Annotated in this window: 16 protein-coding genes; 5 read left to right on the top strand and 11 right to left on the bottom strand. The window is 64.9% G+C overall.

What is annotated here, in order from left to right; all coding sequences use genetic code 11:
* Window positions 1-102: 102 nt before the first annotated feature.
* Window positions 103-1,239: an acyl-CoA dehydrogenase family protein gene (locus DCG74_RS06385; protein ID WP_172788913.1), complete on the bottom strand. Its 1,137-nt coding sequence runs from the start codon at window positions 1,237-1,239 to the stop codon at window positions 103-105.
* A 266-nt stretch (window positions 1,240-1,505) separates the two neighbouring features.
* On the opposite strand from DCG74_RS06385, the gene DCG74_RS06380 reads away from it, so the two are divergent.
* Window positions 1,506-3,056 carry a long-chain fatty acid--CoA ligase gene (locus DCG74_RS06380; RefSeq protein WP_172788862.1) on the top strand — a complete coding sequence of 517 codons (1,551 nt, stop codon included), beginning with the start codon at window positions 1,506-1,508 and terminating at the stop codon, window positions 3,054-3,056.
* A gap of 120 nt (window positions 3,057-3,176) precedes the next feature.
* Here the strand turns inward: DCG74_RS06380 and DCG74_RS06375 are convergent, their stop codons facing one another.
* Window positions 3,177-3,947, bottom strand: a complete 771-nt coding sequence (locus DCG74_RS06375) for a helix-turn-helix transcriptional regulator (protein ID WP_172788914.1) — start codon at window positions 3,945-3,947, stop codon at window positions 3,177-3,179.
* 184 nt (window positions 3,948-4,131) lie between these two features.
* On the opposite strand from DCG74_RS06375, the gene DCG74_RS06370 reads away from it, so the two are divergent.
* The 4 genes from DCG74_RS06370 (at window position 4,132) to DCG74_RS06355 (ending at window position 10,494) form a co-directional block, all read left to right on the top strand.
* A complete protein-coding gene (locus DCG74_RS06370; protein ID WP_172788863.1) occupies window positions 4,132-6,396 on the top strand; it encodes a marine proteobacterial sortase target protein in 2,265 nt (754 codons plus the stop codon).
* A 208-nt stretch (window positions 6,397-6,604) separates the two neighbouring features.
* Window positions 6,605-7,174 carry a class GN sortase gene (locus DCG74_RS06365; RefSeq protein WP_172788915.1) on the top strand — a complete coding sequence of 190 codons (570 nt, stop codon included), beginning with the start codon at window positions 6,605-6,607 and terminating at the stop codon, window positions 7,172-7,174.
* A 129-nt stretch (window positions 7,175-7,303) separates the two neighbouring features.
* Entirely contained in the window at window positions 7,304-9,520 is a 2,217-nt protein-coding gene (locus DCG74_RS06360) for an acetate--CoA ligase family protein (protein WP_172788864.1), read from the top strand.
* Between the two features lie 146 nt (window positions 9,521-9,666).
* Window positions 9,667-10,494, top strand: coding sequence for an MlaD family protein (locus DCG74_RS06355; RefSeq protein WP_172788865.1), 828 nt, complete (start codon window positions 9,667-9,669; stop codon window positions 10,492-10,494).
* 1 nt (window position 10,495) lies between these two features.
* Here DCG74_RS06355 and DCG74_RS06350 read toward each other — a convergent pair whose 3' ends face one another.
* The 9 genes from DCG74_RS06350 to urtA all read right to left on the bottom strand — a co-directional run bounded on the left by DCG74_RS06350 (window position 10,496) and on the right by urtA (window position 21,778).
* The gene (locus tag DCG74_RS06350) at window positions 10,496-13,492 is read right to left on the bottom strand and encodes an autotransporter domain-containing protein (protein ID WP_257187550.1); all 2,997 of its coding nucleotides are present in this window, start codon (window positions 13,490-13,492) and stop codon (window positions 10,496-10,498) included.
* A gap of 320 nt (window positions 13,493-13,812) precedes the next feature.
* A complete protein-coding gene (locus tag DCG74_RS06345; RefSeq protein WP_172788866.1) occupies window positions 13,813-14,853 on the bottom strand; it encodes an aliphatic amidase in 1,041 nt (346 codons plus the stop codon).
* 38 nt (window positions 14,854-14,891) lie between these two features.
* Complete coding sequence (locus DCG74_RS06340) at window positions 14,892-15,269, bottom strand: zinc ribbon domain-containing protein (protein WP_172788867.1); 378 nt, start codon at window positions 15,267-15,269, stop codon at window positions 14,892-14,894.
* Window positions 15,270-15,379: 110 nt separating this feature from the next.
* Window positions 15,380-16,609: a formamidase gene (gene fmdA, locus DCG74_RS06335; protein WP_172788868.1), complete on the bottom strand. Its 1,230-nt coding sequence runs from the start codon at window positions 16,607-16,609 to the stop codon at window positions 15,380-15,382.
* 27 nt (window positions 16,610-16,636) lie between these two features.
* Entirely contained in the window at window positions 16,637-17,326 is a 690-nt protein-coding gene (gene urtE / locus DCG74_RS06330; protein WP_172788869.1) for an urea ABC transporter ATP-binding subunit UrtE, read from the bottom strand.
* Between the two features lie 193 nt (window positions 17,327-17,519).
* The gene (gene urtD, locus DCG74_RS06325; RefSeq protein ID WP_172788870.1) at window positions 17,520-18,275 is read right to left on the bottom strand and encodes an urea ABC transporter ATP-binding protein UrtD; all 756 of its coding nucleotides are present in this window, start codon (window positions 18,273-18,275) and stop codon (window positions 17,520-17,522) included.
* 11 nt (window positions 18,276-18,286) lie between these two features.
* Complete coding sequence (gene urtC / locus DCG74_RS06320; protein WP_172788871.1) at window positions 18,287-19,429, bottom strand: urea ABC transporter permease subunit UrtC; 1,143 nt, start codon at window positions 19,427-19,429, stop codon at window positions 18,287-18,289.
* Between the two features lie 17 nt (window positions 19,430-19,446).
* Window positions 19,447-20,373, bottom strand: coding sequence for an urea ABC transporter permease subunit UrtB (gene urtB, locus DCG74_RS06315; RefSeq protein WP_172788872.1), 927 nt, complete (start codon window positions 20,371-20,373; stop codon window positions 19,447-19,449).
* A 145-nt stretch (window positions 20,374-20,518) separates the two neighbouring features.
* A complete protein-coding gene (gene urtA / locus DCG74_RS06310) occupies window positions 20,519-21,778 on the bottom strand; it encodes an urea ABC transporter substrate-binding protein (RefSeq protein ID WP_172788873.1) in 1,260 nt (419 codons plus the stop codon).
* Window positions 21,779-21,897: the final 119 nt, after the last annotated feature.

Genomic DNA, 21,897 nt, shown 5'->3' with positions numbered 1-21,897 from the left:
CGGGGCATCGCGCAGCGATGAGCCCGGAATCCATTTCTCCACGGTGCATGCGGCCTGATGGATTCCGGGCTCGCGCTACGCGCGCCCCGGAATGACAGAAAGTCACAACCCCATCTGCCTGGACGCCAGATCCTTCATGATCTCCTCGGTGCCGCCGCCGATGGCGTTGACCTTGACCTCCCGGTAGATGCGTTCGGCCTTGATGCCGCGCATGAAGCCGGCGCCGCCGAAGATCTGCACGGCCTCGGAGGCGCAGAACGCCATGGTCTGCGTCGCCTGGTTCTTCATCATGCAGATTTCGGCGACCGGGCTCTCGCCCTGCTCGAGCCGCCAGGCCAGCATCTCCAGCATCGCTTGCGAGGCTGCCACCTTCTGCGCCATATCGACGATCTTGTGGCGGATGACCTGGTGCTGCGCGAGCGGCTTGCCGAAGGTTTTGCGTTCCTTGGCATAGGCGATCGCCTCGTCGAGGCAGACCCGCGCGAAGGCGGTGCAGCTCGCCGCCATGCCCATGCGCTCGCTGTTGAAGTTCTGCATGATGATCTTGAAGCCCTGGCCCTCCTCGCCGATCAGGTTCTCGGCGGGCACGCGGCATTCGTCGAAATGCAGCGTCGCGGTATCGGAAGCCCACCAGCCCATCTTCTTCAGCTTCGTCCTGGACAGGCCGGGCGTGTCGCCCTCGATCAGGAGCAGGCTGACGCCGCCGGCGCCCTCGCCGCCGGTGCGCACCGCAGCGGTCAGATGATCGGCACGCATGCCTGACGTGATGAAGGTCTTCTCACCGCTCACGACGTAGTGATCGCCGTCGCGCCGCGCGCGGGTGCGCAGGTTCGCGACGTCGGAGCCGCCGCCCGGCTCGGTGATCGCCAGTGCGGAGATCTTCTCGCCGGACAGCACCTGCGGCAGTACGCGCGCCTTTATCTCGGCCCGTGCGGCCCGCGCGATCGGCGGCGAGCCGATGGTGTGGCTCATCAGGCTCGCGCTGACACCGCCCGCGCCAGCGCGCGCAAGCTCCTGGCTCGCCACGATCTTCATGAACTGGTCGGCGGCGATGCCGCCATATTCTTCCGGGAATCCAAGTCCCAGCAGGCCGATTTCGGCCGCCTTGCGATAGAGCTCGCGCGGGAATTCGCCGGCTTCGTCCCACTCATGGGCGAAGGGCGCGATCTCCTTCTCGACGAAGCGCCGCATCACGTCGCGGAACGCGTCGTGCTCGGCGGTATAGAACGGGCTCTTCATCGCGGGACTTGCCTCGAACGGATTCGTCCCGGCCACCATGGCTGGAACCTTGGCCGCTCACTTGCGCGGAGTGGCTGATTGGCGCGGATGCTTCAAGCAAGGCAGCAAGCCAGCAACTCAACGCAAGACGATTTTCACCGCTTGCAGGCCAACTCTGGCGCAAAAAAACGTTGCTGCACAGACTCCGGCTGGCCCCAGGGCCAGGCCGGGCATGGTGCGCAAGCAGCAAGAAAGCGGGCGGCACGAGGCCGTCGAGGGAGACATCTTTGGCCGTTCGCTATTACGACTGGATCGCCCATCATGCCCGCCGCGCGCCTGACAAGGCCGCGGTCGTCGACCTCGCGAGCGAGCGCCGCTTCACCTATTCGCAACTCGACGCCCGCGTCTCACGCCTCGCCTCGTTGCTGCGCCACACGCTCAACGTCTCGCGCGGCGACCGCGTCGCGGTACTGGCGCTGAACACGACCGATACGCTGGAGGTGCAGTTCGCCTGCGGGCGGCTGGGGGCGACCTTCGTGCCGCTCAACACCCGCCTCACGGTACCCGAGCTTCAGTTCATCACCGCCGACTGCGCGCCGAAGGTGATGATCCACGATACTGATCTGGCCGAGACGGCGATCAGCGTGGCGAAGCTCTGCAACGTTGCGACCAGCCTGCTGCTTGGTCCGGGCGGCAGCTATGAAGCCGGCATCGCCGCCGCAAAGCCGCTGGCGCGCGCCGAGGACGTGACGCTCGATGATGTCTCGACCATCATGTACACGTCAGGCACGACGGGCCATCCCAAGGGCGCGACCATCACCCATGGCATGACCTTCTGGAATTGCGTCAATCTCGGCGGCCCGGCCTGCATCGGGCCGACCTCGGTGCTGCTCACCGTGCTGCCGCTGTTTCACACCGGCGGACTCAACTGCTACACCAATCCCGTGCTGCATGCCGGCGGCACCGTGATGATCATGCGCGCCTTCGATCCCGGCACGGCGCTCGGCCTGATCAACGATCCCGCGCAGGGCATCAACGTGTTCTTCGGCGTGCCTGCGATCTATCAGTTCATGGCGCAGCACCCCGCCTTCGCGACCACCGATCTCAGCCGGCTGGTCGTCGGCGGTGTCGGCGGCGCGCCGATGCCGGTGCCGCTGTTGAAAGTGTGGGAGGCGCGCGGCGTCGCGCTGCAGCAAGGCTACGGCATGACCGAGACTTCGCCGGCTGTGCTGGTGCTCGACCGCGAGGATGCAGCGCGCAAGGCCGGCTCCGCCGGCAAGCCGGTGCTGCACACCGAGGTGCGTATCGTGCGCCCCGACGGCAGCGATGCCGATGTCGGCGAACTCGGCGAACTCTGGGTCAAGGGCCCCAACATCACGCCGGGCTACTGGAACAGGCCGGAGGCGAACAAGACCTCCTTCACCGACGGCTGGCTGCACACGGGCGACGCCACCCGCGTCGACGAGGAAGGCTTCTACTACATCGTCGATCGCTGGAAGGACATGTACATCTCGGGCGGCGAGAACGTCTATCCGGCCGAGGTCGAGAACGTGCTGCACCAGCTCAACGCCATCGCGGAAGCTGCCGTGATCGGCATTCCTGATGCGCAATGGGGCGAGGTTGGCCTTGCCATCGTCGCGATCAAGCCGGGACACGAGCTGACGGAAACCGAGCTGTTCGCCCATTGCGCGGCCAATCTGGCGCGCTTCAAATGCCCGCGCCAGATCCGCTTCGTCGATGCGTTGCCGCGCAACGCCACCGGCAAGATCCACAAGCCGACCCTGCGCAAGGCGTTCTCGGCGGCGTCCGAAATCGACAAGAAGGTCGCCAACGCCTGATCGAAGCGCCCCTTGCGGGCGGTTTCTTGAACGCATGTGGTGATCGACGTCGCGAGCGACGCTCGGCGATGCCCGCAAGCCTCAACGCGTCGGAAGGCGTGCTGAACGAGATCGAAGCGGCTATGCCGGCAGGAAGAGCGCGAAGGGCTCTTCCACCGTGCGACGCAGGTGCTTTCGGTACAGCTCATAGTTGGCATCGCCGGACGCGACCCGGCCCAGAGACGGCTTCGCAACGTTCCTGAGCGGCACATAGGCGATCGGCGCCGCGATCGGCGTGAGCTGCGACCCGGGCCCGGCGCGCAGCGTCGAGATGATGCCGTACATCTCGCCCGACACCGTCGGCCGCGACACCGTGATCACGCGGTGCTGGCCATGCTTGATGATGACGAGGTAGATGAAGCCGGACTGATGCGGGACGGCGACCTCGCCGGTATGTTCGTAGGCGGCATCGGTCCGATCGCCCTCGCGAAAGACCAGCGACGAGACCTTCGGCTCCCACGCGATCTCGGTGCGATAGGCGAAAATCGCATCCTTGTCGCCGAACGACGGCCGCAAGGTGATGTAGACGTCCTCGAGCCAGGTCACCGCGCGATGGGCATAGGAGCCGAGGCTGTCGGGCGCGACATCGCTTGCGGCCGCGGGCGTCGCCACGACAACACTTTTGCGCAAGGAGACGCCGAGCGCCTGCTCCAGCCGGACGGTCGTCGCCAGCGTGAACGGACGCCGGCCGCCGAGCACCTTCTCCAGCGTCGACAGGCTGAGCTTGGCCTGCTCGGCCAGCGCCTGCCGCGAGATCCGGCGCCGGGCAAGCTCCTCGCGAATGGTCTCGGCGATCTCGCGGCTCTGCTCGTCCGAAAGCTGCTTGTCGGTGAGTTTGTCCTGCGTCTGCATCATCAGCCCCGCTCCAGTCTGGTCACTCTAGCAGGGCGCACAAACCAGCACAAAACCGCACATGGCCGCCCGCCCGGAACGAGCCCGGGACGGCCGCGGCGGAACATTGCCGATCATTCTGCTCGCGGAATGGCGTCCCGCCGACGGATGCTGGGACCGGCAAACATGCTTCGGGAGCAAGCCAATGGACGCCTACGATACGGCCGAGGGCGACGAACACCCCCTGTTGAGCCGCCTCATCAAGGTCGGACTGTTCCTTCTCGCACAGGGCATCGCGGTGATGCTGGTCGCCTTCCTGGCCCTGCTGGTGAGTTTTGGCGCGAGTTGGTCGGCAACGACCGAGCAGGCCAGCCTGCTCCAGCCCGGCGACGCACGGTCGGGCAGCCTGCTGCTGAAGCAGGACGGCGCCACCCTAGAGGCGATCCGCCTCGGCACCGATGTCGACATCACGGTGTCGGGCCCGACCTTGCGCGCCCGCGTCACGCAAGCATTCCGCAACCCGAGCAAGGATTGGGTCGAGGCCACCTATGTCTATCCGCTTGCGGCCGGCGGCGCCGTCGACACGCTGAAGATGGTGGTCGGCGACCGCGTCATCGTCGGCGACATCAAGGAACGGCAGCAGGCGCGCGTGATCTACGAGGAGGCGCGCCGCGCCGGGCAGAAGGCCGCGCTCACCGAGCAGGAGCGGCCGAACATCTTCACCAACTCGGTCGCCAATATCGGTCCCGGCGAAACCGTGCTGGTGCAGATCGAATACCAGGAGCCGGTGCATCAAGTCGGCAATGAATATTCGTTGCGCCTGCCGCTGGTGGTCGCCCCGCGCTACAATCCCGCGCCGATCATCCAGAGTGTCGACTTCCGCAAGGATGGCTCGGGCTGGGGCGCGGCGACGTCGGACCCGGTGCCGGATCGCGACCGCATCTCGCCGCCCGTGCTGGATCCCGGCAAAAATGCGCCGGTCAATCCGACCAGCATCACGGTCCGCCTGCAGGCCGGCTTCGCGCTCGGCGAGGTCAAGAGCCATCATCACAACGTCAAGACGGAAAGTCCGGACAACATGACGCGCGTGGTCACGCTCGTCGACGGCACTGTGCCCGCCGACCGCGACTTCGAGCTGACCTGGAAGCCGGCTGCGGAGAAAGCGCCGTCGGTCGGCCTGTTTCGCGAGCATGTCGGCGATGCCGATTATTTGCTCGCCTTCATCACCCCGCCGAGCGCCGAGCAGGCGACGCAGAAGCCGCTGCCGCGCGAGGTCGTGTTCGTGATCGACAATTCCGGCTCGATGGGCGGCACCTCCATCGTGCAGGCCAAGGCAAGCCTGCTCTACGCCCTCGGCCGCCTGCAGCCGAATGACCGCTTCAACGTGATCCGCTTCGACGACACCATGGACGTGCTGTTTCCGGCCTCCGTCCCGGCCGATGCCGCGCATGTCGGCGAGGCGACCTCCTTCGTCGGCGCCTTGCAGGCGCGCGGCGGCACCGAGATGGTGCCGGCGATGCGCGCGGCACTGATCGACAAGCTCGGCGACACCGGCATGGTCCGCCAGATCGTGTTCCTGACCGACGGCGCGATCGGCAACGAGCAGCAATTGTTCGATGCGATCACGACGATGCGCGGCCGCTCGCGTGTCTTCATGGTCGGCATCGGATCTGCGCCCAACACCTATCTGATGACCCGCGCCGCCGAGCTCGGCCGCGGCGCCTTCACCCATATCGGGTCCGTCGAGCAGGTCGAGGAGCGCATGCGCGGCCTGTTCGCCAAGCTGGAGAATCCGGCCGTGACCGGCCTCACCGCAAAGTTTTCCGAGGCGAAGTCCGACGTCACCCCGGCGATCATTCCGGACGTCTATCGCGACGAGCCTCTGGTGCTCGCGGTCAGGCTCGACAAGGTCGCAGGTGCGCTCGAGATCAAGGGCCGCGTCGGCGACCGTCCGTGGTCGGTGACGCTGCCGCTGCAAAACGCCGCCGAAGGCAAGGGTCTGTCGAAACTCTGGGCCAGGCGCAAGATCGCCGATGCGGAGGTGGCACGCACCCTGCGCGAGATGACACCCGAAGACTCCGACAAGGCGATCCTGGCGCTGGCGCTCGACCATCAGATCGTCACGCGGCTGACCAGCCTCGTCGCAGTCGACAAGACGCCAAGCCGTCCCGAAGGCGCGCCGCTGAAGCTCAGCGAGCTGCCGATCAACCTGCCCGCGGGTTGGGAGTTCGAGAAAGTGTTCGGCGAGCGGCCGCATCTGACGCCGACACAGCTGCGCGAACGTCACGCCGATGCGCGCAATCAGCCGGCGACGCGGCGGTCGACGCCTGCCGCGCCCGACGCGATCCGTCTGCCCAAGACCGCAACCTCGGCCGAGCTGAAGATGATCGCGGGCTTCATCCTGATCGTGCTCGCCCTGGTCCTGTTCGTGTTCAACCGGCGTCAGCCCTTGCTCACTGACACCGTTTGAGAGAGGAGCCCCCCGAACTCCTCTGTTAGCGCGCGCGGCTGCCCGTCCCCTCCAAACGGCCGCGCGCGCCTTTTTCTTACGGTCATTGCGATCGCAGCGAAGCAATCCAGGCTGCCGCCGCGGAGAGACTCTGGATTGCTTCGCGGAGCCTGTCATCGGGTCGCGCTTCGCGCGGACCCGGTGGCTCGCAATGACGATCGTGGATAAAATTCCCCGCCTCATCTCCCCGCTGATCCTGGCGTTGATCGGCCTCATCCTGTTCGGCGACGGCGCCTACATCCATGCCAAGGCCTGGCTGGCGCAGGTGCTGCTGGAGCGGGCATTCGACCGAAGCGTTGCGACAAGGCAGGCGGTGAAGCCCTGGTCATGGGCCGACACCTGGCCGGTCGCGCGGATCGAAGTCAAGCGGATCGGTGCCAGCGCGATCGTGCTGGAAGGCACGAGCGGCCAGGCGCTTGCTTTCGGGCCGGGCCATGTCCAGCACACGGCTGAAGCGGGCGAGCGCGGGATTGCCGTCTATGCCGCCCATCGCGACACTCATTTTCGCTTCCTGAAGGATGTTGCCATGGGTGACGTCATCGATGTCACACGCAGCGACGGTCGACATTTTCGCTATCGCGCAGACTCCTCGGCCGTGGTTCGCTTCGATGCGTCGGGCATCGATCCCATGGCACAGGGTTTCGAGCTTGTTCTCGCGACTTGCTGGCCCTTCGATGCCGTCACATCCGGCCCCGAGCGCTACACCCTGCATGCAACATTGATTAGCGCCGACGGATAGATCGGACTGACACGCACCGATGCGCACTTCATTCCACCACACGGCATACCAGCCACACAGTTGCCAAAGGACTCGCCATAGAACAGAGTGACGCGACACACCAATAAGAACAACAGGTGAGGTCACGCCATGGAAGCCCATGTGTCTGCTGCATCCGCGTCCCGTCCATGGTCTCCGCCGCCCGATGCCAGCGACATCATCAAGGGTATCCATGCCATGCTGCACCCGCACAACATCGTGCTGGTGGGCGCGACCGACAAGCCCGGCAATTATGCCGAGCGCATCTGGAACAATCTGATCAAGTACGGCTACGAGGGCGGCCTCTATCCGGTCAATGCCAAGCGCGACGCCATCTGGGGCGTTCCCTGCTACAAGGACTTTGCGAGTCTTCCGGAGAAGCCCGATCATGTCCTGGTGCTGGTGCCTGCGCGCTTTGCCGTGCAGGTGATCCGCGACGCCGCCGCGGCCGGCGCGCGTTCGGCCACCATCGTCACCTCGGGCTTCAGCGAGCTGCAGGATGACGAAAGCCAGAAGCTCGCTGCCGAATTGCAGGCGGCCGTGCGCGAGACGGGGCTCGCCGTGACCGGCCCGAACTGCCTCGGCAATTTGAGCGCCGGCGAAAAGCTCTTCACCAATATCGACGATCGCATCGTCACCATGGAGCAAGGCGCAGTCGCGATCGCCGGCCAATCCGGCGCCATCGTCATGGCGATCCGCCAGGCGCTGGAAGACCGCGGCGTCGGCGTCGGCTACATGGTGACCACAGGCAACGAGGCCGGACTCGAGACGCCGGATCTGATGCGCTATTTCGCCGAGGATCCGAGCATCAAGGTGATCGTCGTCTACCTCGAAGGCGTGCGCAACACCAAGGCCTTCCGCGACGCCTGCAAGGCAGCACGCGCGGCGAGCAAGCCCGTGATCGCGCTCAAGCTCGGCGCCTCCGAAGGCGGCCGCGCCGCGGCGATGGCGCATACCGGCGCGCTCGCCGGCTCGATCGAGACGTTCGACGCGATCGCGACGCGCGAAGGAGTGATCCGGGTCGGCGGCCTCGACGAGCTGATCGAGACCACCGAGTGCTTCGTCCACGCTGGCTTGCCCAAAGGCGACCGGCTTGCCGCCGTGACGCTGTCCGGCGGCAAGCGCGGCATGCTGATCGACGCCTTCTACGCCGCAGGCCTGAACTTCGCGCCGCTGAGCCCGCATGTCAGTGCGGAGCTCGCGAAGATGCTCGGCCCCGGCTCGATCGTCGGCAATCCGCTCGACGCCGGCTTCGCCGCGGTGGTCGATCCCTCCGTCTACATGAAGTCGATCAAGTTGATGATCGACGACCCCGATATCGACATCGTCATCGTCGATGCCGAGCTGCCGAAGGCGCCGCACGAGCTGCGCGAGCGCAACCTGCGCATCGTCAACGAGATGGCGAGCAAGGCAGGCAAGCCGGTGATCTATACCAGCGCGATGTCGATCGGCTTCACCGAGCACACCAAGGACTTGCGGAAGTCGCTGCCACATCTCGCGGTCATGCAGGGCATGGACCGCGCGGTGACCGCGATCAAGTCGCTGCTCGCTTACGCCAAGCTGCGCAAGGAGGTGCCCGACATCGTCTCGAGCTCGAAGCCCGCCGCGCGCGCCGTGCTGGAGAAGACGTTGGCATCGGCGACCGGCGCCGCGCTCGACGAGGTCGCCTCGAAGAAGCTGCTCAAGGCCTACGGCATCCCGATCTCGCAGGAGGCGATCGCACAGACCGCGGCGGACGCGGTGAAGATTGCCAAGCAGATCGGCTTTCCGGTCGTGGCCAAGGTCGTCAGCGCCGAGATCCTGCACAAGTCGGACATCGGCGGCGTGGTGCTGAACCTCAATAGCGCGGCCGAGGTGAAGAAGGCGTTCGCCGACATCACAGCGCGGGTCGCGAAACTCAAGGGCAAGCCGAAGCTCGACGGCATCCTGATCGCACAGCAGGTCAAGGCCGAGCTCGAGCTGGTGGTCGGCGCCTCGCTCGATGCCGAGATGGGCCCGGTCGTGCTGTTCGGCACCGGCGGCATCGACATCGAGCTGATGAAGGACGTCGCGCTCGCCGGCGCGCCGCTGGACGCAAGCGAAGCACGGCTCCTGATCGGCCGCACCAAGGCCGGCATCAAGATGCGCGGCTATCGCGGCAGGCCGGTCTTGCACGAGGCCTCGGCGGTGAAGGCGCTGGTCGGGCTGTCCAATTTGATTGCGGATGCGGGCGATCGCATCGCCTCGATCGACATCAACCCGTTCCTGATCAATGCCAGGACGGGCGTCGCCGTCGACGCGCTGATCGTGCTGAACAACGCCGCGGCGAGGCGGGCGGCGGGACACTGAGGTGCGTAGGGCGGATTAGCGCCAGCGTAATCCGCCAATCTACACGACTGCTGAGGCGAAAGCGGCGGGTTACGCTTCGCTAACCCGCCCTACGTACCATCGCGGCCTTCTTCCAACCATCCCGCTTTGGCCCTAAACTCAGCCTCATGGCACGCGCGAGCAATCTTGTGATCGGAACGGCGACGCTGGCGGCGATCGCCGTGGCGTTCGGCGGCCTGCTCGGCGTGCAGAAATGGCGCACCATCCAGAGCCGCAGCCAGTTGCGCGTGGTGTTCGAGGGCGGCTCCGCCAGCGGCCTGCGCCGCGGTGGGCCGGTCAATTTCGACGGCGTGCCCGCCGGCCAGATCCTGTCGATCAAGCTGGAGAGTCCCCGCAGGATCGTGGCGCTCGTCATGCTCGACAATGCCGCGCCGATCCGCAAGGACACCGTGGCAGGCATCGAGTTCCAGGGTCTCACCGGCGTTGCCGCGATCTCATTGATCGGCGGCGTCCCCTCTGCACCGCCGGTGCCGCTGGACGCGGACGGCATCCCGGTGCTGACGGCCGATCTCAGCGACGCCGAAACCATCGTCGAAACCCTGCACAGCGTCGACCGCACCATCGTGAACAACGCCCCCGCGATCAAGGAGGGCCTGCACACGTTCGAGGCCACCACCGCCGACCTCAGGAGCAAGGGCGGCGAGATCGACTCCGTCATGGCCAAGGTGGACAGCGCCTTTGCGGGCTTCGACAAGGCGGTCGGGAAGATCGAAGGCGCGGTGCCGGGCTTCGTCGACGGCAAGGCGGACGAGCTGTTCGAGAAGATCCAGGGGCTGCACGAGCTTGCCGGCACCATGAAGAAAAAGTCGGCAGCCTATCTCGACGACATTCGCCGCTCGCTGCTCGACGTCAGCGAGGCCGCCAACAAGATGAGCGGCGCGCCGGCGCCTGCATCCCCGCGCCCACCGCGCAAGCCCGAGCAGAAGAAGCAGTAGCTTACCACGCGTAGCGCACGAGACCCTTGCCGGCGTAGGACCGCGTGAGGTTCGAGAACTCGCCCTCGAATGTCGCCGACGCGGACCAGCCGTTCATCCAGTTCATCTGCACCGATGCCGTGGTCAGCGCGGAGTCGCGCGCCTGCGCGGCGCCGTTCACGACGAAGGCCGATCCTGGCAGCGTCTGGAACACCGCACCGACCGTGCGGTCCGGATTGTAATCGTGCGCCCAGGCGAGGCGGCCGCGCAGGGTCATCAGGCCGCCGGCCGCGGCAAAGGACCGGTCGGCGCGCAGGCCGAGCTCGGAGCGGGTGCTGGTCACGTCCTTGGCGGCATAGTTGAGCGCGAAGACGTTGCTGCCCACCACCGCCGACTCGGCATAGGCGGGAAGGCTGAACAAGGTGGCCTGGAGCGCGGCGTAGGGCGTGACGCCGGCCCATTGCATGGCGTAGCGATAGCCGCCCTCGATGCGGCCCGAGACGGCGTTGGCGTTGAACTGCGCCCGCAACTGGTCATAGCCGGCGGCCGTCACGACGCGGTTGGTCGTAACGTCCTGCCAGCCATAGGCGAGCGCCGCCGTGACGTAGGCCGGTCCGGCCGTATGACGCAGGAAGGCGCCGGCCTGGAACAGATCGGAGCGCCCCCAACCGAGCCCGCTGACGTTGAATCCAGTCCCGCCGCCTGCGAGGGCGAAGCCCGCAATCGTCGACGGCGAGAAGCGGTAGTCGAGGCCCACGGCGGTGCCATAGACGCTGCTGGTGGTGTTGTTCGAGCCGAGGCCGGCGTTGCCGTCGGTGGTCTGCGAGCCGCCATAGCCGGCCGCCCACACGTCCCAGCGCTGCTCGAACGTCGCAGCCGGCGCCTTGCGGTCGATCGCGGCGAAGGCGTCGCGCGTCTTCTTGCCGCGCGCTTGAGCATCGGGGGCAAAGGGCGTTGCGCCAGGCGTGCCGCTGCGTCCTGAGCTGAAGACGTCGGTCAACAGGCCGAGGAACAGGTTCATCGCGTTGAAGGTCGTCTGCTGCGCCCCCGTCGCCGGCTCGCCGGAGGCCTGCGTCAGGCCGTTGGGCCCGAGGCCTGCGAATTCGGCTTGCAGGAAGCCGTTGCTGTTGAAGAAATTCTGAAGCGTCGTCGCGACGTTCTTCTGGTTGACGTTGAGAGCGTATTTCGCGCCATAGTCGAGCGCAAAATCGAGAAAGACCTCGTTCGATCCGACAGTTGTCGTGCCGATGAGGCCGCCCGGCGCGGCAACGCCGGAAAAATTGTCGCTGGAGCTGCCGAAGAACTGCATGATGGAGTAGTGCTTCATCACCGCAGCGCCCGGATACAGCGCGACACCGACCGTGCCGTTCAGCACGACATTGCCGCTGACGCGTGCGTGGCTCGTGCTGGATCCGCTACCGACCTGCACGACGTAGACCGAGCCGGACTGGAAGGCGAGATGGCCCTGGACCTGCATGCTCGAGCCCGGCCCCCCGTCACCCGGCGCATAGATGCCGCCGCTGGCGATGACGGTATTGCCGACCCTTCCGGCGCCGAACAGCGCGCCGCCCGAATTGACGGTCGTCAGGCTCGACGGGGAGATGTCGCCGTCAACCCGCAGGATGCCACCATTCACATTGGTGCTGCCGGTATAGGTGTTGGCGCCCGAGAGGATCAGCGTGCCGCTGCCGACCTTCTCCAGCGAGCCCGGCCCGATCGGGCCGCAACCGCAGGGATCGTAATCGCCGATGACGCCACTGACTTCGGTCGAACGGTTGTTGCTCCCGACGGCGAGCGTATTGCCGCCGCCGATATAATAGAAGCCGCTGCCTTCGATCGAACCCGCGGTGATGCGGCCGTCGCCGTTCGGGCCAATGCTGACCCCGAAATCGACGATGCCTGTTCCGGTGGTGATGAAGCGGGCGTTGCCGCCGGTGGCATTGTCGAAGAACTCGGTCTTGCCGCCGTCCTTGGTGATGATCGTGGCATTGCCGGCCGTCGTGAACGCGCCGAAATTGGTGAGACCATCAGCTTCATTGATGATGGTTGCATTGCCGGCGCTCGCCGTATCGGAGCCGGCCAGCGAGCCGAATATGGTCCCGCTGAAATCCTTGTTCACGATCGTTGCCGAGCCCGCCGAGGCCTGTTCAAGAAAAGCGATGCCGCCGCCGTTCTGGTTGGTGATGTTGGCCGTGCCGGCATTGGTCCGCCCGAAGAAGCCGACCAAGCCGCCGTCATTGACGATGGTGGCACGACCGGCCGTCGCGGTGTCGGAGCCGCCCCCGTTCGGATCGCCGAAATACAGCTGGCCGCTGTTGGTGATCGCGATCGAGCTGGCGGAGCTGGCGTTGAGAAACAGCGTCGTGCCGGAGAAGGCATTTTGGATCGACGTGATCCCCGACGTGTCGGCATTGACGACGCTGAAGAGGCCCTCATTGGTGACGGCGCCGACAATGCTCGCGGTATGGGTCGCGTCGCCGAGTTGCAGGGATCCGCAATTGCAGATGAAGGTGCCACCGGCATAGGTGTTGGCGCCGAGCAGTGCCAGGGTCCCCGAGCCCTGGACGTTGATCCCGCCGCTGCCGACGATGCGCGAAACGATGATGGCCGACGGGTCGCTGGTGCCGGTCACGTCATTGGTGACGAATGTGGTGCCGCCCGAGGCCAGCCTGAGATCGCCGCCCTGGATGGTGTAGACCGAACCATCGGCGGTGAGGTCGAAACCCACGAGACCGGTGAGCTGAACACCTCCCGGTGTGACCGTCACCGTGCCGCCGGTGGCCGGAATCGAAGGACCGCTGCTGCCGAATAGCGTGCCGACCGACGCGGGATCATAGGTGGTGCTGACCGAGCCGACGGCGTCCGTCCAATTGGTCGTGGTGTTGTCCCAAACGCCGCCGCCGCCGTTGACGGCGCCGTTCGGCGTGGTCTGTGATCCGTTGAAGACCTGCTGTGCCTGGACCGGACTGACGAGGGCGATCGCACCCAAGACGAGGCCCGCACCGGATGCCGCGCGCACGGCCGCGGCTCTCCGAAGCGGGCGACCCCGCCCGCTCGATCGCAACCAGCCCCCCAACGCTCGTCCTCCAACCTGCGGCGCTCCCCACTGGCGCTGCGGGAACTTAGGCGATGAGGAGGGGCAGTAGAACTACGGGGGCCCGAGAATCCGCCGATGCGAGCGCGACTCGGGCAGATTCAACCGCCCATGTTGCAGCCGCGCCACGGTTTTGCCGGGCGCCATTCCCATTCCGCGCATCAGCGGATGCGTCAGAACGACCGTCGTTATGGATCGCCATTCATATCCCTGGCTGGTCGGCCAACTCGTAGGCCCTCAAGGGCTCAATAGTTGCTGGCCGCCGAACCGTTCGGAATGCCCTCGATCGGACACTCATCGGTGCCCGGCGTCGCGCGGGTCATCGCCTCGACCATGTCGCGGGTGCCTTCGGGGTCTTTGATCCAGTTCTTGTAGAAATCATACGGGCACGCCGCGACGCCGCGCGGGCTGTCGCCGGAATTGATCATGCCGGTGTAGCCGCGATGGACCAGCTTGTAGAGATGGTTCTGCGACTGGCCGTTGCGGCGCGCATCGCGGATCAGATGCTTCGAGAGCTGGGCGTACTGGATGCCGTAATCCTCCTCGCCGCATTCGCCGAGGGTGCGGCCGTCGAAGCCGATGATCGCGGAATGGCCGAAGTAAGAATAGACGCCATCGAAGCCGGCGGCATTGGCGACCGCGACATAGACGTTGTTGGCCCAGGCCATGGCCTTGGAGATCATGACCTGCTGCTCCTTGGCCGGATACATGTAGCCCTGGCAGCGCACGATCAGCTCTGCGCCCTTCATGGCGCAGTCGCGCCAGATCTCCGGATAATTGCCGTCATCGCAGATGATCAGGCTGACCTTCAGCCCCTTCGGACCCTCGGAGACATAGGTGCAGTTGCCGGGGTACCAACCTTCGATCGGCACCCACGGCATGATCTTGCGGTACTTCTGCACGATCTCGCCCTTGTCGTTCATCAGGATCAGGGTGTTGTAGGGCGCCTTGTGCGGATGCTCCTCGTGGCGTTCGCCGGTGAGCGAGAACACGCCCCACACTTTTGCCTTGCGGCAGGCTTCCGCAAAGATCGCGGTCTCCTCGCCCGGCACCATCGAAGCCGTCTCGTACATCTCCTTGGAATCGTACATGATGCCTTGCGTGGAATATTCCGGGAAGATCACGAGATCCATGCCGGGCAGGCCGAGCTTCATGCCGACGATCATGTCGGCGATCTTGCGGGCATTGTCGAGCACCTCGGCCTTGGTGTGCAGGCGGGGCATCTTGTAATTGACTACCGCGACGCCGACCGTGTCGTTGCTGCTGGAGATATCACCGTGAAGCATGTTGAGCGCTCCTGTCTTCTATTCGTGGGAGGCGTGAATTAGTGGCTGATCATCCAGGGGCGTGCGGTCGGAAAGCCCTTGGTACCGCTCCTGGTCTTGGTCATCAGCCGCGCCGGCTTTTTCCTGTCGGTCGGGCTCTTGTCCTTCACGGTCCTGCCCGACGAGCAGCAGCCGCAGCCCGGGCCGTGCGAGGCCTTGTATTGCGCCAGCGTCTGCGGCGCGTGGGTGCTGCGCTCGTTGACGGCGTGCGCCTTGCGCTTCTCCGCCGGCATGCAGAAGAAGTTCGGCGCGGTCAGGATGACGCGCGGCGCCATGGTCTCGCAATGGGGACAGCTTTGCGGATCGTCGCATTCCGCCATCGGGCGCAGGTCCTTGAAGGGACCGCAATCGTCACAGAGATATTCGTAGACCGGCATCGCATCACCTACGCTCTTGCCTGTTCACACAACTCGCTGCCACCGTGCGCGTGGCGACAGCCCCTCACCCCGACCCTCTCCCCGTAAGAACGGGGAGAGGGGGCGCGGCGTCATTTGTCCGGCGAGATCGGCATCTGGATATCGCCGGTGATGTGCTTGATGGGTCCGGCCGCCGACGGCATCACGTCGAAGTCGAAGATCTCGGTCGGCAGCCACAGCGTGGCGCAGGCGTTGGGCACGTCGACCACGCCGGAGATGTGGCCCTGGCACGGCGCGGTGCCGAGGATCGAATAGGCCTGGGCGCCGGAATAGCCGAACTTCTTGAGATACTCGATGGCGTTGAGGCAGGCCTGACGATAGGCGATATGAACGTCGAGATAATGCTGCTTGCCGGCCTCGTCGACCGAGATACCTTCGAAGATCAGATAGTCCTTGTAGTTCGGCGTGATCGGCGACGGCTTGAAGATCGGGTTCTTGATGCCGTATTTCGACATGCCGTCCTTGATCACCTCGACCTTGAGGTGCAGCCAGCCGGCCATTTCGATGGCGCCGCAGAAGGTGATCTCGCCGTCGCCCTGGCTGAAGTGCAGGTCGCCCATCGAGAGACCGGCGCCGGGGACATAGACCGGGAAGTAGATCTTCGAGCCGCGCGAGAGATCCTTGATGTCGCAATTGCCGCCATGCTCGCGCGGCGGCACGGTGCGCGCACCCTCTGCACCGATCTTGGCTTTCACATCGCCCTTGGCGCGGCCGCCATGGGCGGTCGGCGCGAACGGCGGATTGGCAAGGCCGGGCACGCGGGTCGGGTTGGTCGAGATCAGCTCGGCCTCGCGCTTGTTCCAGGTCTCCAGCATCTTGGGATCGGGCAGGCACCCGATCAGGCCGGGATGGATCAGGCCGGCAAAGTTGACGCCGGGCACGTGACGCGACGAGGTGTAGAGACCCTTGATGTCCCAGATCGACTTCTGCGCCAGCGGGAAGTGGTCGGTGAGGAAGCCGCCGCCATTCTGCCTGGAGAAGAAGCCGTTGAAGCCCCACAGGCTCTCCTTGAGCGGACCGACGTCGAGCAGGTCGACGACGAGGAGGTCGCCGGGCTCTGCGCCCTTGACGCCGATCGGGCCGGACAGGAAGTGCACGATCGACAGGTCGATGTCGCGCACGTCGTCGGCGGAATCGTTGTTCTTGATGAAGCCGCCGGTCCAATCGTAGGTCTCGATGATGAAATCGTCGCCGGGATTGACCCAGGCCACGATCGGGATGTCGGGGTGCCAGCGGTTATGCACCATGTCGTTTTCATAGGCCGATTTGGTGAGATCGACCTTGATCAGTGTCTCTGGCATCGAGATGCTCCCCTTTTACACGGTTGGTTAGACGGACAGATATTTCGAGACCTGCGCGGCATCGACGGCATCGCGCGGATCGTCGCGCACGATCTCGCCGTTCTCGATCACCAGCACGCGGTCGGCGATGTCGAGCGCGAAGCTCAGGACCTGCTCGGAGACGACGATCGAGAGCCCCTTCTCGTCGCGGATGCGCTTCAAGGTGCGCGCCATCTCCTTGATGATGGAGGGCTGAATGCCTTCGGTCGGCTCGTCCAGCAGCAGCACCTTCGGCTTGGTGGCGAGCGCGCGCGCGATCGCCAATTGTTGCTGTTGCCCGCCGGAGAGATTGCCGCCGCGGCGGCCCTTCATCTCCAGCAGCACCGGGAACAATTCGTAGATGTCGTCAGGCACCTCCGAGCCGCCGGACACGACCAGCCCGGTCTCGATGTTCTCCTTCACCGTCATGGTGGAGAAGATCATGCGGCCCTGCGGCACGTAGGCGAGGCCCTTGGCGACGCGTTCATAGCTCTTGAGGTTGCCGAGCTCGGCGCCGTCCATGCTCACCGAGCCGCTTCGCGCCGGCAGGATGCCCATCAGCGACTTCATCAGCGTGGTCTTGCCCATGCCGTTGCGGCCCATGATCGCGACGATCTCGTTCGCCGCGACCTTGACGTTGAGCCCGTGCAGCACCTCGCTCTGGCCGTAGGCGACGTGGAGATCGGAAATAGCCAGCATGATGCGCTCCTAGGCTCGCTGTTGCTTCACCTCTCCCCACCGGGGAGAGGTCGGCGCGTAGCGCCGGGTGAGGGGGCGCAAGAAGCCTATCGAGGGACCGGAACCCCTCACCCGAATGGCTGCGCCATTCGACCTCTCCCTACAGGAGAGGTGAACGGAGTGCGCAGCGCTCGTCCGCCCCGTACGCACCATCTCAGTGCCCCAGGTACACTTCAATGACCTTGGGATCGTTCTTGACCTTCTCCATCGTCCCTTCCGAGAGGATCTGGCCCTGGTGCAGCACGGTGACCTTGTGCGCGATGTCCTCGACGAACTTCATGTCGTGCTCGATCACCAGCACCGAACGGTTCTTGATGATGCGGTTGAGCAGCTCGGCGGTCTTGACGCGCTCCGAGACGCTCATGCCGGCGACGGGCTCGTCGAGCATCAACAGGTCGGGATCCTGGATCAGCAGCATGCCGATCTCGAGCCACTGCTTCTGGCCATGGCTGAGCTCGTCGGCATAGGTGTTGAGCTTGTCCTTGAGGAAGATCATCTCGGCGACCTCCTCGACCCGGTCTTTGACCAGCTGGTCGCGCTGAAAGGTCAGAGAGCCGAACACGGTGCGGCCGCGCGGGAACGAGATCTCGAGATTCTCGAACACGGTGAGATCCTCGAACACCGACGGCGTCTGAAACTTGCGCCCGACGCCGGTCTGCACGATCTCGTTCTCCTTCATCTTCGTGAGCTCCTTGCCGCGAAACTGGATCGAGCCCGAGGTCGCCTTGGTCTTGCCGCAGATCAGGTCGAGCACCGTGGTCTTGCCGGCACCGTTGGGACCGATGATGACGCGGATCTCGTTCTCCTCGACATAGAAGGAGAGGTCGTTGACCGCCTTGAACCCGTCGAACGAGACGGTGAGGCCGGAGACCGCGAGCAGGAAGTCCTTGGGCTGGTGTCCAATGAGCATGATCTACCCCCTCACTCTGCCGGCGCGCCGTCGGCGACCGAATTGTCGTTCCAGCCCGCCTTTGCCTTGCGCGAGGCGAACAGCCGGTCGATGCGCGGCTGCACGTAGTCGGCCCAGAGCCCGGACAGGCCGTTCGGGAAAGCGAGCACGACCGCGATGAACAGCGCGCCAAGGCCGAACAGCCAGAGTTGCGGGAAGGATTCCGACAGGCTGGTCTTGGCGAAATTCACCAGGATGGCGCCCCAGATTGCGCCGAAGATCGACATCCGTCCGCCGACCGCGGTGTAGATCACCATTTCGATCGACGGCACGATGCCGACGAAGGACGGCGACATGAAACCGACATTGAGCGCGAACATGGCGCCGCCGATCGCGGCGAAGATCGCGGCCATGCAGAAGGCGAAGATCTTGAAGTTGGCGACGCTGTAGCCGGAGAAGCGGACACGGTCCTCCTGCTCGCGCATTGCCACCAGGATGCGGCCGAGCTTGGTCAGACGGATGAACTGCGCGATGCCGATGCAGGCGAACAGCAGCACCACCTCGACGAAGTACAGGATGATCTTGGCGTGGTCGGGCCGGATGTCCCAACCCTTGAGCGTGCGCAGATCGGTCATGCCGTTGATGCCGCCGGTATAGCCCTGCTGTCCCACGATCAGGATGGTGAGGATGGCGGCGACGGCCTGGGTGATGATCGCGAAGTAGGTGCCGCCGACGCGGCGCTTGAACATCGCGGTGCCGATGATCAGGGCGAACAGGCCGGGGACCAGGATGATGGCGAGGATGGTGAAGGTGAGGCTGTGAAACGGCTGCCAGAACAACGGCAGCGCCGTGATCTGATTCCAGTCCATGAAATCGGGAATGCCGGGCGTCGACTGGATCTTGGTGTTCTCGACGCTGGAGGCCTCGAGCTTGAGAAACATCGCCATGCAATAGCCGCCGAGGCCGAAGAACACGCCCTGCCCCAGGCTCAGGATGCCGCCATAGCCCCAGCACAGCACGAGGCCGAGCGCGACAAAGGCGTAGGTCAGATATTTCGCGACCAGGTTGAGGCGGAATACATCCAGCGTCAGCGGCAGGATCACGAACAGCACGGCGGCGAGCGCAATGAAGCCCATCAGTTCGGATCGGTTGAAGAAGCGTGAGTTGATGATCATGACTTGCCTGCTTCTCGTTATTTGCGGACCTTGAGGGCGAACAGACCCTGCGGCCGCAGCATCAGGATGCCGACGACGGCGAGCAGCGTGAGCACCTTGGCCATCGAGCCCGACATGAAGAATTCGAGCGTCGATTGCGTCTGCGAGATCGAGAACGCGGAGGCGATGGTGCCGAGCAGGCTGGCGGCGCCGCCGAACACGACGACGAGGAACGTATCCACGATGTAGAGCTGGCCCGAGGTCGGCCCGGTCGAGCCGATCATGGTGAAGGCGCTGCCGGCGACACCGGCGATGCCGCAGCCGAGGCCGAAGGTGTAGCGATCGACCTTCTCGGTGTTGATGCCGACCGCGCCGGCCATGATGCGGTTTTGCACGACCGCGCGCACCTGGCGGCCCCAGCGCGACATGTAGAGAACGTAGGCGACGCAGATGGTGATCAGCACGGTGAGGCACATCACGAAGACGCCGTTGATCGGCACCTCGATGCTATCGGTGACGCGCAGCGAGCCCAGCATCCATTGCGGCAGCTCGACGCCGACCTCGCGCGCGCCGAACACCGAGCGATAGGCCTGCTGCAGCATCAGGCTGAGGCCCCAGGTCGCGAGCAGCGTATCGAGCGGGCGCTTATAGAGGTGCCGGATCAGCACCCATTCCACCAGCATGCCCAGCGCGCCGGATGCGAGGAAGGCCAATATCATGGCAAGGAAGAAGTAGCCGCTGAACAGGCTCGGCAAATAGGCCTGAAAGAGATTGGAGGTCATCCAGGTGACGTAGGCCCCGAGGATCATGAACTCGCCATGGGCCATGTTGATGACGCCCATCTGGCCGAAGATGATCGCAAGGCCGAGCGCCATCAGGACATAGACGGAGAACAGGATCAGTCCGGCAAACCCCTGCATGACGAAGATCGAGCCGAGGTCGCCAATCGAATAGTCGCCGAACATCCATGTCCTCCGTCGGGAAAGGGTCCCGCGTCGCGAGCAGGTTCGCGACGCGGGGGCTTGAGGCATGGACTTGCGGTCCACGCCAGGGAGCGGTTTTGCCTTGAGGGAAAGTGCGACGGGCGCCGCGACTTACCGGTAAGGCTCCTTACTGGTAGCCTTTGGGGAACGGATCCGGCTCGACGAGGTCGGCGGTCTCGAAGATCAGCTCGAACTGGCCATCGAGCTTGGCGCGCCCCACCCGGGTCTTCGACCAGAGGTGATGGTTCTCGTGGATGCGCACATAGCCTTCCGGCGCACCCTTGAACTCGACGCCCGGCGAAGCCGCCGCGATCTTGTCGACGTCGAAGGAGCCGGCCTTCTCGACCGTCAGCTTCCACAGCCAGGGGCCGAGATAGGCAGCCTGGGTGACGTCTCCGATCACGGTCTTCTCGCCCCACATCTTCTTGAACGCGGAGACGAATGCCTTGTTGTTCGCATTGTCGAGCGACTGGAAGTACTTCATGCAGGCATACGCGCCCGCGATGTTCTCGCCGCCGATACCGTCGATCTCGTCCTCCGTCACCGAGATCGTGAGCAGCGGCTGCTTGGCGAGATCGACGCCGGCCGCCTTGAGCTGCTTGTAGAAAGCGACGTTGGAACCGCCGACGACGTCGGTGAAGATGACGTCCGGCTTGGTCAGCTTGATCTTGTTGATGACCGAGTTGAACTGCGTCGAGCCGAGCGCGTAGTACTCCTCGCCGACGACCTTGCCCTTGAGCACGTTTTCGACGTGCTTGCGGGCGATCTTGTTGGAGGTGCGCGGCCAGATGTAGTCCGAGCCGATGAAGAAGAACGACTTGGCGCCCTTCTCCTTGGCGATCCAGTTCAGGCCGGCGAGGATCTGCTGGGTCGCTTCCTGGCCGGTGTAGATCACGTTCTTGGACTGCTCGAGGCCTTCGTAGAAGGTCGGGTAGTACAGCATGCCGTTATACTGCTCGACGACCGGAAGCACCGCCTTGCGCGAGGCCGAGGTCCAGCAGCCCATGATCGCCGCGACCTTGTCGTTGACGAGGAGCTTCTTCGCCTTCTCGGCGAAGGTCGGCCAGTCCGATGCGCCGTCCTCCTGGATGAACTTGATCTTGCGGCCGAGCACGCCGCCGGCCGCGTTGATCTGCTCGATCGCGAGCTTTTCGGCCTGGATCGAGCCGGTTTCGGAGATCGCCATGGTGCCGGTCGCCGAATGCAGGATGCCGACCGTGACCTCGGTGTCGGTGACGGCCAGGCCCGTGGTATTGACCGCCGAGGTCGCCGGCGCCTGCGCAAAGGACGCCCGCGGCAGCATCGTGATGGCCGGGACGGCCGCCATCCCCATCAACAATTTGCGCCGCAGCGGCGACAACAGGCCCTTGTTTGCTTCGTCTGACATGAGCACCCCACTTTTGTTCGAGAACAGGCGATTGGTGCCGTGAGGATGGCTCGAATTTATGCAGCGCACGCATACGCAAGATCGCGTATACTGCACCGCAAAATGCCGACGTAGGCTTC

Origin of the sequence: Bradyrhizobium sp. WBAH42, assembly GCF_024585265.1 — a bacterium.
Lineage (GTDB): Bacteria > Pseudomonadota > Alphaproteobacteria > Rhizobiales > Xanthobacteraceae > Bradyrhizobium.
This window is presented reverse-complemented; position numbering and strand designations above follow the sequence as displayed.